General features: G+C 40.6%; 10 protein-coding genes. 4 read left to right on the top strand and 6 right to left on the bottom strand.

Annotation, left to right across the window (positions count from 1 at the left end; all coding sequences use genetic code 11):
• Window positions 1-85 precede the first annotated feature (85 nt).
• The gene (locus GX437_10450) at window positions 86-1,699 is read left to right on the top strand and encodes a glycosyltransferase family 39 protein (protein ID NLJ08079.1); all 1,614 of its coding nucleotides are present in this window, start codon (window positions 86-88) and stop codon (window positions 1,697-1,699) included.
• Between the two features lie 83 nt (window positions 1,700-1,782).
• Here GX437_10450 and GX437_10445 read toward each other — a convergent pair whose 3' ends face one another.
• The 6 genes from GX437_10445 to GX437_10420 all read right to left on the bottom strand — a co-directional run bounded on the left by GX437_10445 (window position 1,783) and on the right by GX437_10420 (window position 11,058).
• Entirely contained in the window at window positions 1,783-2,292 is a 510-nt protein-coding gene (locus GX437_10445; GenBank protein ID NLJ08078.1) for a UpxY family transcription antiterminator, read from the bottom strand.
• 32 nt (window positions 2,293-2,324) lie between these two features.
• Entirely contained in the window at window positions 2,325-4,358 is a 2,034-nt protein-coding gene (locus tag GX437_10440; GenBank protein NLJ08077.1) for an NAD-dependent epimerase/dehydratase family protein, read from the bottom strand.
• 8 nt (window positions 4,359-4,366) lie between these two features.
• Window positions 4,367-5,110: a glycosyltransferase gene (locus GX437_10435; protein ID NLJ08076.1), complete on the bottom strand. Its 744-nt coding sequence runs from the start codon at window positions 5,108-5,110 to the stop codon at window positions 4,367-4,369.
• A gap of 933 nt (window positions 5,111-6,043) precedes the next feature.
• Window positions 6,044-8,512 carry a primosomal protein N' gene (gene priA / locus GX437_10430; protein ID NLJ08075.1) on the bottom strand — a complete coding sequence of 823 codons (2,469 nt, stop codon included), beginning with the start codon at window positions 8,510-8,512 and terminating at the stop codon, window positions 6,044-6,046.
• Window positions 8,513-10,522 (bottom strand): glycosyltransferase family 39 protein, encoded by a 2,010-nt coding sequence (locus tag GX437_10425; GenBank protein ID NLJ08074.1) that lies wholly within the window; start codon window positions 10,520-10,522, stop codon window positions 8,513-8,515. It lies immediately after the preceding gene.
• 98 nt (window positions 10,523-10,620) lie between these two features.
• A complete protein-coding gene (locus tag GX437_10420; protein NLJ08073.1) occupies window positions 10,621-11,058 on the bottom strand; it encodes a hypothetical protein in 438 nt (145 codons plus the stop codon).
• Between the two features lie 102 nt (window positions 11,059-11,160).
• Here GX437_10420 and GX437_10415 point away from each other — a divergent pair, with 102 nt between their 5' ends.
• From GX437_10415 to purE, 3 genes are read left to right on the top strand one after another with little or no spacing between them, the layout of a single operon-like run.
• Window positions 11,161-11,946 (top strand): PASTA domain-containing protein, encoded by a 786-nt coding sequence (locus GX437_10415; protein ID NLJ08072.1) that lies wholly within the window; start codon window positions 11,161-11,163, stop codon window positions 11,944-11,946.
• 14 nt (window positions 11,947-11,960) lie between these two features.
• The gene (locus tag GX437_10410) at window positions 11,961-13,892 is read left to right on the top strand and encodes a T9SS type A sorting domain-containing protein (protein NLJ08071.1); all 1,932 of its coding nucleotides are present in this window, start codon (window positions 11,961-11,963) and stop codon (window positions 13,890-13,892) included.
• Window positions 13,889-14,410, top strand: coding sequence for a 5-(carboxyamino)imidazole ribonucleotide mutase (purE, locus tag GX437_10405; protein NLJ08070.1), 522 nt, complete (start codon window positions 13,889-13,891; stop codon window positions 14,408-14,410). The genes GX437_10410 and purE overlap by 4 nt, the downstream gene beginning before the upstream one ends.
• Window positions 14,411-14,561 lie beyond the last annotated feature (151 nt).

Here is a 14,561-nt window from a genome sequence, read left to right as displayed (position 1 = left end):
TCGCTTCAGTGGTTTACTGGTGGTTTGAAATATACAGACCTTCATTTTTGGAATCTAAGTTCTGGACTGAAAAAAGAATCAGGATTTGAAAAACATTATCATTATTACTGTATTGGTTCTGTTGCTGTTTGTTCCTTTTACTGGGAAAATAGCTTTGTTTGACTGGGATGAGGCAAACTTTGCAGAAATTTCACGGGAAATGATTGTTCGGGGCGACTGGTCGGAGATGACGATCAATTATGAGCCTTTTCATGAAAAACCACCTTTGTTTTTCTGGTTGCAGGCCGTTACCATGAAAACTTTTGGAATCAATGAGTTTTCGGCTCGTTTTCCCAATATTCTGATGGCCATTTTAACCTTGTCGCTGTTGTTTCTGGCAGGAAAAAAGCTGAAAGGAAACAGCTTTGGATGGCTTTGGGTGCTTTGCTTCGGGGGATCTTTTCTGCCTCAGTTTTATTTCAGGTTTGGTATCATTGACCCGCTGTTCAATCTCCTGAATTTTATTTCTGTTCTCTTCATTTTTTATGCATTAAATGATGAAAGAGGAAAGGTTTATAAGTGGGCAATAAGTGGCCTTGCTGCCGGTTTGTCTGTTATGACCAAAGGACCAGCCGGACTGTTGCTGATTGTCCTGCCTGTTGTGGTTTATTTACTATTTCAACGTAAGTATAAGAAAATCAAAATTTATCAGCCGTTTTTCTGGCTGGCTGCCTGTATGTTGCCGTCTGCCATCTGGTTCTTGTTCAGTCATCATGAGGGCTTGTTTCTGAAAGATTTTCTCCAGAGAAATATTGAACTCCTGACCAATGCGGATGCCGGTCATGGAGGATTTTTTCTCTATCATTGGCTGGTCGTCTTTGCAGGGATGTTCCCGCTTTCTATTCTTGTTTTTTATTCATTTCGTCAGAAAAAGGAAAAAGATTCAGACTTTAGCCTGCTGATGAAAATTTTATTGCTGACCGTGTTGATAGTATTCACTTTGGTAAGAACCAAAATTGTTCATTATTCATCCCTTGCTTACCTCCCCCTGAGCTGGCTCGTTGCTGAAAGCATGGAAAATATCAGGCATAGTAAATCGGTTTTACCTGTTTTTCTGAGCGTAACAGCGAAAATATTTGCCGTTCTGGCAGGTTTAATGATGATGTCAGCCATTATTTTATTGAAATTCAGAAGCCAGCTGATTGATTGGACAGACGATATTTTTATCCGTGAATGTCTATTGGCAGAAGCAGACTGGAACAATCAGATTCTCATTACAACCATTGTTTTGGCGGTAATATTTGTTGCAACCATCTGGCTATGGATCAATAAACCTTTTTCAATGAAGCTGTTTTATCTGAATTTAGCAGTTGTTTTACTGATAAGTCAGTGGTTCTGGATAGTCTTATTGCCTCAGGTTCAGAAACATACACAGGGAGCTGTGGTGGAATTCAGTAAATCAGTCAGCGGTAACGAGCCTTACATCATCACGATGGGCCATAAAAGCTACCTGCCTTACTTTTATGGAAAAGTTAAGGAAGATAAGGATTTCAAGGGAAAAAACAAGTATGAGGTTTTACTTACTCCGGTCAGGAAGAAACTCTACATTATTTCAAAATCGGATAAGGCAGCTGAAATTGCAGAGATGTATAATCTGGAGGAAGTTTATCGCAAAAACGGATGGGTGTTTATGATCCGTAAATTTGATATTTCTGAATAGTTTTGGCCGGTATCTGTCATGGCTTACCAATTCTTCCGAAAAATAAATCTTCGCGGATTTAACCTCTTGATAATAAATTGCTTTCAGACTGCAGAAACCTTTTTGACGTGTTTTTTGGCAACATTGACAATAATACTACGGTTCAGTACTTCTACATTGATAATGAGTTTATGTCGTCCCTGAACTTTAATAAGCCTGCCATACACTCCGCTTAAGGGACCGTAAATTACCTGCACTTCATCACCTTCTTCAAATTTTTCTTCCGATATCTCAAATTTTTCATCTGAAGAAAGCACCAGCCGGATATTTTCAATGATCTTGTCCTGAATTACTTCCGGAAACAGCCCGAAACGAACAAAGCCGGCAACTCCTTCGGTTTGAAGGACTCTGTAATAATCCTTAAGTCCGATATGAACGAAAATATAAGATTTAAAAACAGGTTCTTCGACCCATTTTTTACGATCACTCCAGAGTTTAAGTACTTTCTGAAGGGGGAGATAATGTTCGATACCCTGTTCAAGAAATTTTTCAGCAACCTTTTTTTCATGCCTCGACTGGGTGTAAAGGGCATACCAGTGCGGTTTTCTGTCGATGATGGTTCTTCCGGCTTCAGGCTCTGTTCTTCTCATTTCAGCTGTTTTGTCAACTCTTCAATGGCTTCATCCATGCTTATTTCAGGCGAAAAGTCAAAATCACGTTTTGCAGCGTCATTTTTTCCGGCAATATCGTAATAAAACTTTCCGGCTGCATGCAGAGAGGAAACAAGTATGCCAAACTTTCCAAGCATACTGTCGGCAAATTCAAACAGCTTGCATATCCAGACGGGAATATGTAACGGGCGGTATTTAATTCCCAGTTTATCCGAAATTTTTGCAAAAAATTCATCAATAGTGATTTGGTTTTCGTTTCCGCATATCCAGTACCATTTTCCAATGCTTTCCTGATTCTTTTCTGCTTTGAAAAAAGCCTGAACAATATCGTCAACGTGGGAGATGCTTCTGAAATTTTTTCCGTTTCCGAATACAAGCTGACGGGGCAGAAAAAACATTTTGAAAAAACTGAACTGGCGTGATGGGGCAAAAGGCCCGAAAAACCAGAAGCCCCTTAATGACGTGCCGTCAATTTTTCCCTGTTTTGTGTGGTCAAGGATATATTTTTCTGCGAGATACTTACTTCTTCCGTAATGTTTGTATGGCTTGGCAGGAGTAGATTCGTCAAAAATCCTGTTGTTCCGGTTTCCATGACCGCAGACGGAATCGGTGGACATGTAGATGATCCTCCTGACACCATTGCGGATACAGGCATTTACCAGATTTTCAGTGCCTTTGGTATTAACCTCATACAGAGTTTTTATTTTTTTTGGGTAAATGGCGCCTGCCAGATGAAAGACTGTTTCGATTCCCCTGACCGCTTCTTCCACATCTTTCGGATTGCGGATATCCCCGTAAAAAATTTCAAAATTACCGGGGAGGTTCAACATGCCTGAAAACCTTGGCTCTACGAGCAACCTGACAGGGCGGTTGGTTTTAAAATTTCCTTTCCTGTTGCCATTGATCATGATGTCAACCATGCGGTTGCCCAACCATCCCGGGACACCGGTAATCAATAGTTTAGGTTCATCTGAATGGTCATCTGCGTAGGGTTTGTACTGAAATCCAAGTGTCAAAGTTCCCGTAATTCTTTTATATGCTTCTTCAACAGCTTCAGAGAGGATCTGACGGGCAGGAATGATGTGGTAATTCAGGCGGGTAATGGCTTTCGTACTGTCGTACCAGCTGTAATTGCCAAATACACTTCTGGCATAACCGGGTTCGATGATGGCCGGCATCCGGAACATTTTCAGCAGAATCTTACTGACATAAGCCCCGGCAACGATAACTGCTTTCGGAATATAAAGAAAAGGCCTGGCATGAGGGGTATAGTCTGACAGGATGGAATAAAAGGTTTTAAATGTGATGTTGTCGCCTCCCAAAACATAAGTTCCGTTTTTTTCTCCCTTTTCATAGGCACTGACGTGTGCTTTGGCCACTTCTTCCACCTCACAAAGAGATATACCGCCTTTAAAATAGAAAAACTGTCCTTTTTCAACATAGTTTCGGATGATGGTATGGGGTGGAGTAGATTTTGGATCGTCTTTTCCTACAATCCAGGCCGGATAAAGTCTTCTGATGTCAACTTCCTGATTCTGAATAATTTGTTCAATATATTTCTCTGCTTCAACTTTTCCTCTGACATAGGGACTTTCGATGAAAGCAGTTCGGTCGTTTTCATTGATTAGCCTTGATTTGGAAGAACTGCGTCCCAAAACCACCACGGAACTGGTGTAAACAATAGTTTTGACATGTGCAGAAATACAGGCATCAATGACTGCTTTGGCAAGACCGTAGGTATTGTTGAAGGTTATTTCGGGGCTTGAACCGGAAGTAGTATTTTCGGCAGCCAGATGGAAAACAGCCTCAGCTTCAGTCAACAGATGCTGATAGGTGTCTTTATCAAACAGGTTACAGTAGTGGATATTGGCTCCCAGTTTCTTCAGCTTCAGCAGGTTGATATTTTCCTGACGGGCAAGGCAGGTAATAGGATAATTTTTTTGCAGTAAAACTTTAGCCACATGAAAGCCGAGATGGCCGGAAGCCCCTGTAACAATAATTTTTTTCATGAAAGTGGTCAGAGCGATACTGCTTTGAATGTAATTCGTTTAATAAAATAGTAAAACAAGACAGAAAGGGCATTAAAGATGGCTTTGTGGGAAACACTTCTGGAAGGTGCCCTGTAATGGATAGGAATTTCGCGGTATCTTTTTTTTCTGAGTAAATAACGCATTTCTGTCTGATAATAATGTGCTTTTGACCTGAAAGGATATTGTATGATTTTTTCAACGACTGAACGGTGAAATCCCTGAAATCCGGAAGTCATATCATACATTTTGGTGCCAAGAAGCAGGTTGGTCAGGCGTGTACCGTTTTTTGACAGCAAACGCCTGAAAAGAGGAGAATCCACCATAGAGCCTCCGTTGATAAAACGACTGCCGAAAGCACATTCATTTCCTTCATTTAACACCCTGATAAACATGATGATGGCACGCGGGTCGTGAGAAAGACCGGCATCCATTTCGATGATAATGTCATGACCTTTCAGGTAAGCTTCTTTTAATCCGCGCAGATATGCATCCACCACATTGCGGTTTTCGGGAGCCCAGATGGTTACAAAACGCGGGTCTTCCTGCTCAAGTTTCCGGCAAAGCTCCAGCGTGCGGTCTTTCGACACTTTGTCCACGATCAGATAGGCAGTTCCTGTACCCAGTTTATCAAAAACCTCACGGAGGGAAGTGATAAATGGTTCAAAGTCGGCTTCCTCATTGGCCATGGGGATGGTAACTGCAAAATTATTGTCGTAGTATTTTAGTTCCATAAATTTTTAAAAAGGCAAAAATAAGGGCTTACATTATTTATTTTCACGAAAAAGAGAAAACGTTTCTTTGATTGGCCAATCGGTTGATGAAACTATAAATCCGGTCAATATTGATATAATTCTTTTATTTTGGTGAGAATGCTGATAATGTCACCCCTTCGGGGTTTATCCGCTGATTGATTTTTTCTACGATAATGCCACCCCTTCGGGGTTTATCCGTTGATTGATTTTTTCTACGATAATGTCACCCCTTCGGGGTTTAATCGTTGATTGATTTTTTTTACGATAATGCCACCCCTTCGGGGTTTATCCGTTAAATGATATTTTCTTTGACAATATCAGCCCTTCGGGCTTCTTTTAGAAAAAATACGAAGTTACCGGTTTCGTAAGTTTTTTTTCGCTTAGATGTAATTCTTTCATAATAATTTTATTGTTACTGTTCAGATAGCCCATTTTGTTTAATATCAATAATTTATATTTTCCTAAAAAGAAATAAACCGCTAATTCTCGCAAATGAAACGCTAATTTTCGCGAAGATCAGCGGTCTAATCTGCGTTTATTTGCGGTAACAATAACAATTGGCAGCTGAACAGTAACATTTTATTAATGAAAACTTCAAAATCCGGAATTGGTCGGATTATTCAAAGGATTTGGTGAAAATGCTGATAATGTCAGCTCTGCGGGCTTATGATGTTTTGAAATCTTATTAATTATCAATGCTATGTTTCTGAAAGTTGCCGGCATCTTATTTTTAAGCATAAGGCAGAGTCATACGGCAGCGACCTCTGTCATGTTTAGCTCTTGTAAAGCCCTAAGGGCTGACATAACTGTTATAAAATCGACAATCCACGCACAAAGCCCGAAGGGGTGAAATAAATGTTTCACCCTGGCAGACAATAAATTTAACTCCACTATGCGGTTATTAGCCATACCTCAGATCGGATCCACATCGATAATACATCTTATTTTACGGTAATCAGGATCGAGGTTGAATTTACCGGTTTCTTCGAGAATAGTTTTTTTTGCTTTTTGCAGAAAAGCCGGGTTTTTTTCCAGTTTTAACAGGATATTGAATATGAATTCATTGCGTATTTTCATCACAGGGGGAGACACAGGCCCGTTCAGCCTTTCCCCGAAAAACCGTTTTAAACGGTTGGCATATACCTCGCTGCCTTTTATCAACAGATTCAGGTCTTTCGATTTGAGTGTCAGCTGAATCAGGCGATAAAAAGGTGGATACCTGAAATTGTTTCTTTCCTGAAATTGTGACAGGCAGAAACCATCATAGTCGTTGGAGATAATATATTGAAAAACAGGGTGATTGGGGTTGAAAGTCTGAATATAGACTTTTCCCCTGTCATCTCTTCTTCCGGCACGACCGCTCACCTGCATCATCAGCTGAACCGACCGCTCTTCAGCCCTGAAATCGGGATAGCTGAGCATTTGATCCGCATTCAGGATGCCAACCAGTTTGACTTTTTCGAAATCAAGTCCTTTGGTAACCATTTGAGTCCCAATGAGAATGGAAGCTTCACCCTTTTCGAAAGCATGGATGATTTTTTCAAAAGATTTACGGTTACGGGTACTGTCGATATCCATACGCAGGGTCTGGGAACCGGGGAACAGGATGGCAATATCATCTTCAATTTTTTCGGTACCAAAGCCCTTCATCAGTAATTGATTTCCTCCGCAGAAACCACAGGAAGACGGTATTCCCTGCTGATAGTCGCAGTAATGGCAACGGAGTTTTTTACTCGATTTGTGATAAGTCAGGCTGATATCGCAATGCCGGCATTTGACTACCCATCCACATTGCTGACATTGAATAAAAGGTGCAAAGCCGCGTCTGTTGATAAAAAGAATGGCCTGATCGCCCTGTTCAACTGTCTTTTGTATATTTTCGTGTAAAACAGGAGAAAGATGTCCTTTCAGTTGTTTGCGGATGGAAGCTTCTTTCATGTCAAGAAGAAGAATATCAGGAGGTTGTACCTCAGAATAACGCTTATCCATTTTGACATAGCCAAACTTATTGTTCCGGGCATTAAAAAAGCTTTCAAGACTCGGAGTAGCTGAACCCAACAGTGTTTTGGCTTTAAAAATTCCCGAGAGCATCAGGGCAGTATCGCGGGCATGGTAGCGTGGGGCAGGACTTTGTTGTTTGAAGGTGTTTTCATGTTCTTCATCGATGATAATCAGTCCGAGATGGCTGAACGGAAGAAAAACAGCCGAGCGTACACCTACAATCAGCTGATATTCACCTGATATAACCTTTTGCCATGTTTCGTAACGCTCAAAGGGGTTGTATTTGGAATGGTAAATTCCGGTGACAGGACCGAAATATGCGTACAGCTTACGGATCAACTGAGCTGTCAATGAAATTTCGGGCACAAGATAAAGTACCTGTTTGCCGGATTTAAGGTATTTTTCAATAAGTTTGATGTAAATATAAGTTTTTCCGCTGCTGGTTATTCCGTGAAGCAATACCGTTTCCTTTTCAGTGAAAAGTTCCTCAATTCTGTTTAGCGCTTCTTCCTGAAAATCTTTTAGTTCGAACGTTTCAGCTTTGATTTTTTCAAAAATAACTCTGTCAACATCAAGATAATCTTTGATCAGAATGCCTTTTTTAACGAGAGCGGTGAGTGCATTCAGGCTGAGTTGTTTATTGGCCATCAGCTCGCTGTGCAAGACGTAGCTGGATTTTCCCAGAAGCATCCTGAAATGCAGGATGACATCCAGTTGACGGGGTGCCTTTTCAAGTTCATCAAACAAAAGCTGAAGCGCTTTAACTGATTGATAATCTTTGTGTAAACGATAGATAATTTCTTTTTTAGGCTGATAAGCCTGTGTAAGTTCTTCCCTGAAATATACAGCCCCGCTTTCCTGCAGATGACGGATAGCAGATGAAATATTTTTAATCCCAATGATTTTTTTTAGCTCCTGTACCTCAACATTTTTCTTTTGTTGTAAAACATTCAGGAGCATTATTTCCCTGTCATTAAAAAGGTTGAAATCGCCTTCAAATTCAGGGTTAATACATAAAACACTTTCACTCTGAGGTTTCAGGGAAGAAGGCAGGGCTACCGACATAACTTCTCCCGGGAAGCAGCAATAGTAGGAAGCCATCCAATCCCATAGCTGCAGTTGCTCCGGGTTTACCACCGGTTTTTCATCCTGAATGTCGAAGATGGGTTTTACCTCAACATTATCAGGTTTACGGGTGCTGATGTTTTTTATGATTCCGGTATAAATCTTTGATTTTCCGAATTGTACCCACACCCGTTTGCCGGGGAGGACAAGTGGCTGTAATGATTCCGGAATGCTATAGGTAAATGTCTTTCCGACTGCCAGCGGCAATATTACTTCTGCATAAAGCTCAGTTTTTTCAGCCTGAAAAAGCTGCATTTATTTAACTTTTAGCAAGACAGCAGGCGAATTTTCCTTTGAAAGATCGAGCACTTTTACAATATTTCCGGCATTTTCCCTGCTCATGAAAGACTGGTAAGCAGTGGGACTGACAGCAGCTTCGATTTCTCCGAGGTAGATATAATCAGCATTTTTAGCTTTTGCATAATCCAAAACGTATTGTATATCTGCATCGGGCAATTGTTCAAACTTTCCTCCGCAATAGGCGGGGAGGTATGGGGAAGCACAAAGAATTTTAATACTGTCCTGTGGATTTTTTATCTGTCCCGAAAGCCATTCTCCTGCTTTTTTGATGGTCTTACGCGGTTCATCCATGACCACTTTGTAAAGCAAGGCCGGCTGAGGCTGCTTTTCTACCTTGATGTTGTATGTTTTTTTATCTTCATTTTTCTGCATGACGACTTTGTTGACAGAAGAAACATAGGCAAGCAGCTTGAAATCGGGTGGAAGTTTTGAAGGATCGTTCAGGAAATTAAGTCCTCTACCCATTTCCCATATTCCGTAAGATACATAGTCAACGCCTGCTTTCCATATTTTTGCAACCTGCTGGTAATAGTCGGGAACCATGTCCACCCAGGTCATTTCGAGGCCAAGGTAATAAGCAATGTGTGCTTTACGGGCCATGATCTTTTTTCCCTGTCCTTCCACTTTTTCTGTTTTTCTGAATTCATCCCTGAGTTTTAAAAGGTTTTTGTCTCCCGAATTGATATTTTCACTGTTGTACTGGTAGCTTTTGGTGAAAGTCCAGATAATCAGCAGCAAAGCGATTCCATAAGTCAGAACAGCAGATCCGGTGATGGCTTTTTTCAGGTATTTATTTTCGGTAAAAATGGCATTAACTCCGAAAACTGTATAAAACGGGATTAAAAACAAAGAAAACCTTTCGCTGTAAAAGACGAGAATCAATACTCCGAAAAAGAGCAAATTGGCCAGATAATAAGTCCACTGGCGTTTATCGGGAGGTTTGGTAAACAACAGCAGCAGCCCGAAAAGTGAAAAGATGGAAATATGCCAGCCAATCAGGCTCGACAAGTCGCGGCTGAGATGTTCGAAGGCATTGCTGAACGCTTTGCTGAAAAAGGCTTTCGGCTCTTTAAAGATGACCTGGGTAAGAGAAGTGTATTTTTCACGGTTTCCCTTATACCAGAATTCATCCCAACCCATCTTGTCTTTTGCAAGGTATTCATAAGCTACATTCTGGTAGTTCTGGTTCCAGAAAGCTTTTCCTTTTTTCTGATGTGTATAAATACCCCATGGTGCAATGACAGCAATGAAGATAACAATGAAAATCAGTGAGTTGATAAGCCTTTTCCCCCGGTCGAGGCGGTAAATATTAATCAGCAGAAGTCCGGCAAGAATGGTCAGAAAGAGGAATATGCCATTGTATCGGGTCAGGTAGGCCAGGCCGGCAAAAAGGGAAGCAAATATCAGGTGGCTGATTTTGAATTCTTTATGTGCAAGCAGGAAGAAAATACCGGCAGAAACAAGACAGTTGAAAAACATATCAGTGCCGGCACTGTAAGTATAGAGGTTAAAAGTAGTGTTGACAGCCACGAGGCAGGTGGTAATCAGTGCTACAAGAGGATTGAAAAGATTATACAAAAGACGATGGACAAAAAAGAGGACAAGAGAAGCGGAGAGTATAGCCAGCAGCATGCCTGCCGAAAAATAATTTCCGGTAAAAAGCTTGAAAATGCCCAGAACGATAGGGTATAAAGGCCCTCTGTATTTATCAATTTCAATGCTGCCATGCAGGAATTTATCGGCTTGCGGCACATACGACCAGAAAAAATCAGTTTCAATGCCATAATCACCGATTTTATGTTGTGAGAAACTGATTATCAACATAATAAAAAAATATAAACCGGCAATGATCCATGAAATGGATGCGTTTTCTATGTAAGCAGATAAAGTTTTTGTTTCCGCTTTTTTTTCAGCCACAGCTTTTCCAGACGGAACCTTTTTCAGGGTATTTACTTTTTTCGGCATGGTTTAAATTTTATTCAAATTTAGATGAAATCTCCTATACTTAAAAATTGCCCGGCCGGAGAGTATGATGAAAGAGAATTATTCTGATGAAAGGTTAATCAGCTGTTTTTGTTGAATTTTTCGTGAAGAGAATAAATCTTGTTTTTTAACCTCTGATATCTTTTTCTGAAATCAGCCAGATGCTGACGGGTTTTGTCATGATCGGTCATGATCTCAAAATCTTCCTCAGAGGCGATGAAAGATTCATCATCCTCATCAGGCTCAACCGGAGGCAGGTTAAGTTCTGAGGTGTGTTTCAGGAATGATTCATGTGCATGGATGGTTTCGGTAATTCCCCTGAGAAAACGTGAATTGTGTTCAAGGTGGTTTAAATATTTGGTAGCTTTGGTATTCAGGCTTTCTTCCTTGTTTTTCTGGATAATATTTGAGAGTATTTTTTTCAGAAACCTGATTTCGTTATTCCAGAATTTTATCTCTTCGAGCCATCGGGTATGCTCGTTATGCAGAAATTCAAGGCTTGGATTATCAATCTTCATATTAGTCAATAATTAGTTAAAATAATTCTTAATTCCAATGATTAGGTTTTGTTAATTTTGCGTCCGGATAACAGCTTATAAATTTCAGCAAAAATACGATAAATGCTCATTATTGACTTTCTCAAAAGCAAAATTTTTCTCCGGAACCTGTTGGTTTTTATCATAGTCTTTTCGGTTTTGATATTTGCCGGGCTGAAGTTTCTGAAGGTTTACACCCATCATGGTGAATCGCTTAGCGTACCTGATTTCAAGGGGTCAACCATTGAAGAGGTTGAAAAAATATGCAAGGAAAAGAACCTTCGCTATGAAGTTATTGATTCAGTGTATGTTCCGGATGCACGTTATTTTACGGTTGTGGAACAAAACCCAAAACCCTTCAGCAAAGTTAAAAGAAAGCGTAAAATATACCTGACAATATGTTCCGATACTCCTCCACGGGTAAAACTCCCTGATATTATTGATGTAACACTCCGGCAGGCAGTCAGTATTCTTCAGAGTTACGGACTGAAGCTTGGCGAACTTGAATATGTGCCTGATATTGGGAAAAACCTTGTATTAAAGGTAAAAAAAGATGGCCGTATTTTAAATCCCGGAGATTATGTCAGCAAAGGTTCGAAAATTGACCTGGTACTCGGAGATGGATTGTCTTCCGAAAAAGTAGCTGTTATTGACGTGAGAGGTCTGACCTATGATGAAGCAGTGTTTGCCCTTTCCGGAATCGGGTTGAATGTAGGAGCAGTGATTCTCAGCCAGCCTGTGAAGGATACTTCCGTCTGTGTTGTGTATAAACAATATCCTGAACCTTCTGACGTTATGCTTCCTCAGGGAGATGCAGTTGATATCTGGCTTTCGCCTCCGGACAAACTGCCTCAACCTGAACCAAAGTAATTTCAAACAATTTAATGATGAAAAAAGTTATTTCGTTAATATCCTTCTTTTTACTGCTTGGTCATGTAAGTCTTTTTTCTCAGGAGTTGGTAACTCCGCTGAACGAAAATGTTGTTTTGCAGAAAATAAAACCTGATGTGTACAGAAATAAACGCTCAGCCGATACCATCAGGTTAATCAATACAGCCTTCTTTGACGATTTTTCAGGCAGTAGTCCCTATCCGAACGATAGCCTCTGGCTCGACAGGTTTGTGTTTATTAACAGTACGCTGGCTTACCGTTCACCGACTTATCATGTGGCTACATTTGACGGACTGAATGAATTCGGAAACCCTTACAATCCGGTAGCTCCCAATTCAAAAGGCAACATTGCCGACAAGCTGACCAGCACCTATATTGATTTATCGCCATTCAGTGAATCAGATTCCATTTATCTCAGCTTCTTTTTTCAGCCTAAAGGATTGGGCGATGAACCTGAAAGTTATGATTCTCTGGTACTTGAATTCAAACCTTCCAGATACTGGAACGGAACCCTTTGGGATTCAAATGCATGGGTGAGGGTTTGGAGTGTGAAAGGAAGTCCCCGTAAGGATTTTCGTCAGGTAATCGTTCCGGTAAAACATTATTTAATTGATACTTCACAGATTACAGACACCATTGCCAATTTCTATCATGATGCCTTTCAGTTCAGGTTTAAAAATTATGCAAATCTCTCCGGCAACCTCGACCATTGGCATGTTACCTATGTTTATCTGAACAGGAACAGGAGCAGAGCCGATACCTTTTACAAAGATGTGGCCATTACCCAAAGACCTGTCAGTATTCTGAAAAACTATACCTCGATGCCATGGATGCATTTTAAGGGGAATAAGAGTATGCTCCGGCAGACCATGAAAATCGATGTTCATAATTTCTGGAATAAACCCATGAATCTGATGGGCAGGCTGAATATTTACGATATGGCCGACACCAGCCTGATACTTGCTACCGGAACCGATAAAGTATTTTACCGGAAAGACACGAGTCTGACAGTGGCTTTTAATTTACCCGACAGTTTAAATCTTGGCAGCATTGTTACAGCCGATACCGTCAGGCTTAAATCGGTTTTGAGAAATAAACAGACCGACAACAGGATAACCAACAATGAAGTTTTTACTTACAATGAGTTTGTCAATTATTACGCTTATGATGACGGCTCTGCTGAGATGGGTTATGGCATTTCAGGAACAAAATATGCAAAAGTGGCAAATTACTTTAAAATTGCCCCATTTATATCCTCAAATGACTCGTTAAGAGGAGTTTATATCTATTTTAACCGGGCAAAGGAATATGTAGGAAATACTGCTTTTAATATTCTGGTCTGGGATAAAGGCGACTACAATACTGTTCCGGTCAGTTATCAGGCAAGAGTCCCGGTCATTACAGCTGATGAACCTAATGATTTTCATTTATTTGTGTTTGATTCTGCTCTTTCGGTCAAAAATTCTGTCTATATCGGATGGGAACAAAACTCAGAGTTTTACATGAATATCGGGGTTGATATGAATTATTACCGGCTGAATGAAGATACCTTCCCCAATGTTCCCAATCCCAATGTGTTTTATTATGTCAACAACCAATGGAAGCCTTCCTCTTCCTTGTACGGAGCACTCATGATCAGGCCGGTCTTTGCAGAAAATCCGATAGGGAATATTAAACATACTTCCCAAATAACAGAAAAGCCTTTGATTTATCCGAATCCGGCAAGTAACAGAGTGTATATATCAGGAAAACCGGATGCTATTTACAGATTTTATATCTATGATATTCAGGGGAAAATACAACATCAGGGCAGGATAGAGCAGCAGATGATTGATGTGAAGGGACTGACTGAAGGAGTGTATTTTCTGAGATTAATTGATGAGGAAAACAATTCGCAGTTTAATTATAAGTTATTGATAAAATGATAGATAGAAATCCACAAGTTGCCATACTGATGGGCAGTGATTCCGATTTAAAAGTGATGCAGGAAGCTGCCAGGGTCATGGAAGAATTTGATATTCCGTATCTGATTGATATTGTATCGGCACATCGTACACCCCAAAGAGCCATGGAGTTTTCGGCTAACGCACATCTGAAGGGAATAAAGGTTATCATTGCAGGAGCCGGACTGGCGGCTCATCTGGCCGGTTCAATTGCTGCACATACCCCTTTGCCGGTCATTGGCGTACCTTTGGCTGGCGGTGCACTCAATGGGGTCGATTCACTCTATTCCACCGTGATGATGCCTCCGGGAGTTCCCGTTGCCACTGTCGCGATCAATGGTGCCAGAAATGCAGGGCTGCTGGCTGTTCAGATCCTGGCTGTATCGGATGAAAAACTGCTTGAAAAACTTATTTCATTTAAAAAGAATCAGGAAACAAAAGTCAATCAGAAATCACAGGAGCTTCAGCAACTCGGTTATAAGAAGTTTCTTGAGAAATAGATTTTCAGCTAATCCCTGTAATGTCATACTTCAGTTTTCATGCTCTCTGCATGAGGCTGGTTCCGATGGAGCATGATAAACATTTCTTTTGATCGCAATAATGTTTTTTGAGGTGAAGCAAAGCCTGCGAATCGGCTGCATGATCGTTTTT

The organism is Sphingobacteriales bacterium (genome assembly GCA_012517435.1).
Taxonomy (GTDB): Bacteria; Bacteroidota; Bacteroidia; order CAILMK01; family JAAYUY01; genus JAAYUY01.
The sequence above is the reverse complement of the archived record's forward strand: the minus strand, read 5'-3'. Positions and strand labels throughout refer to the sequence as shown.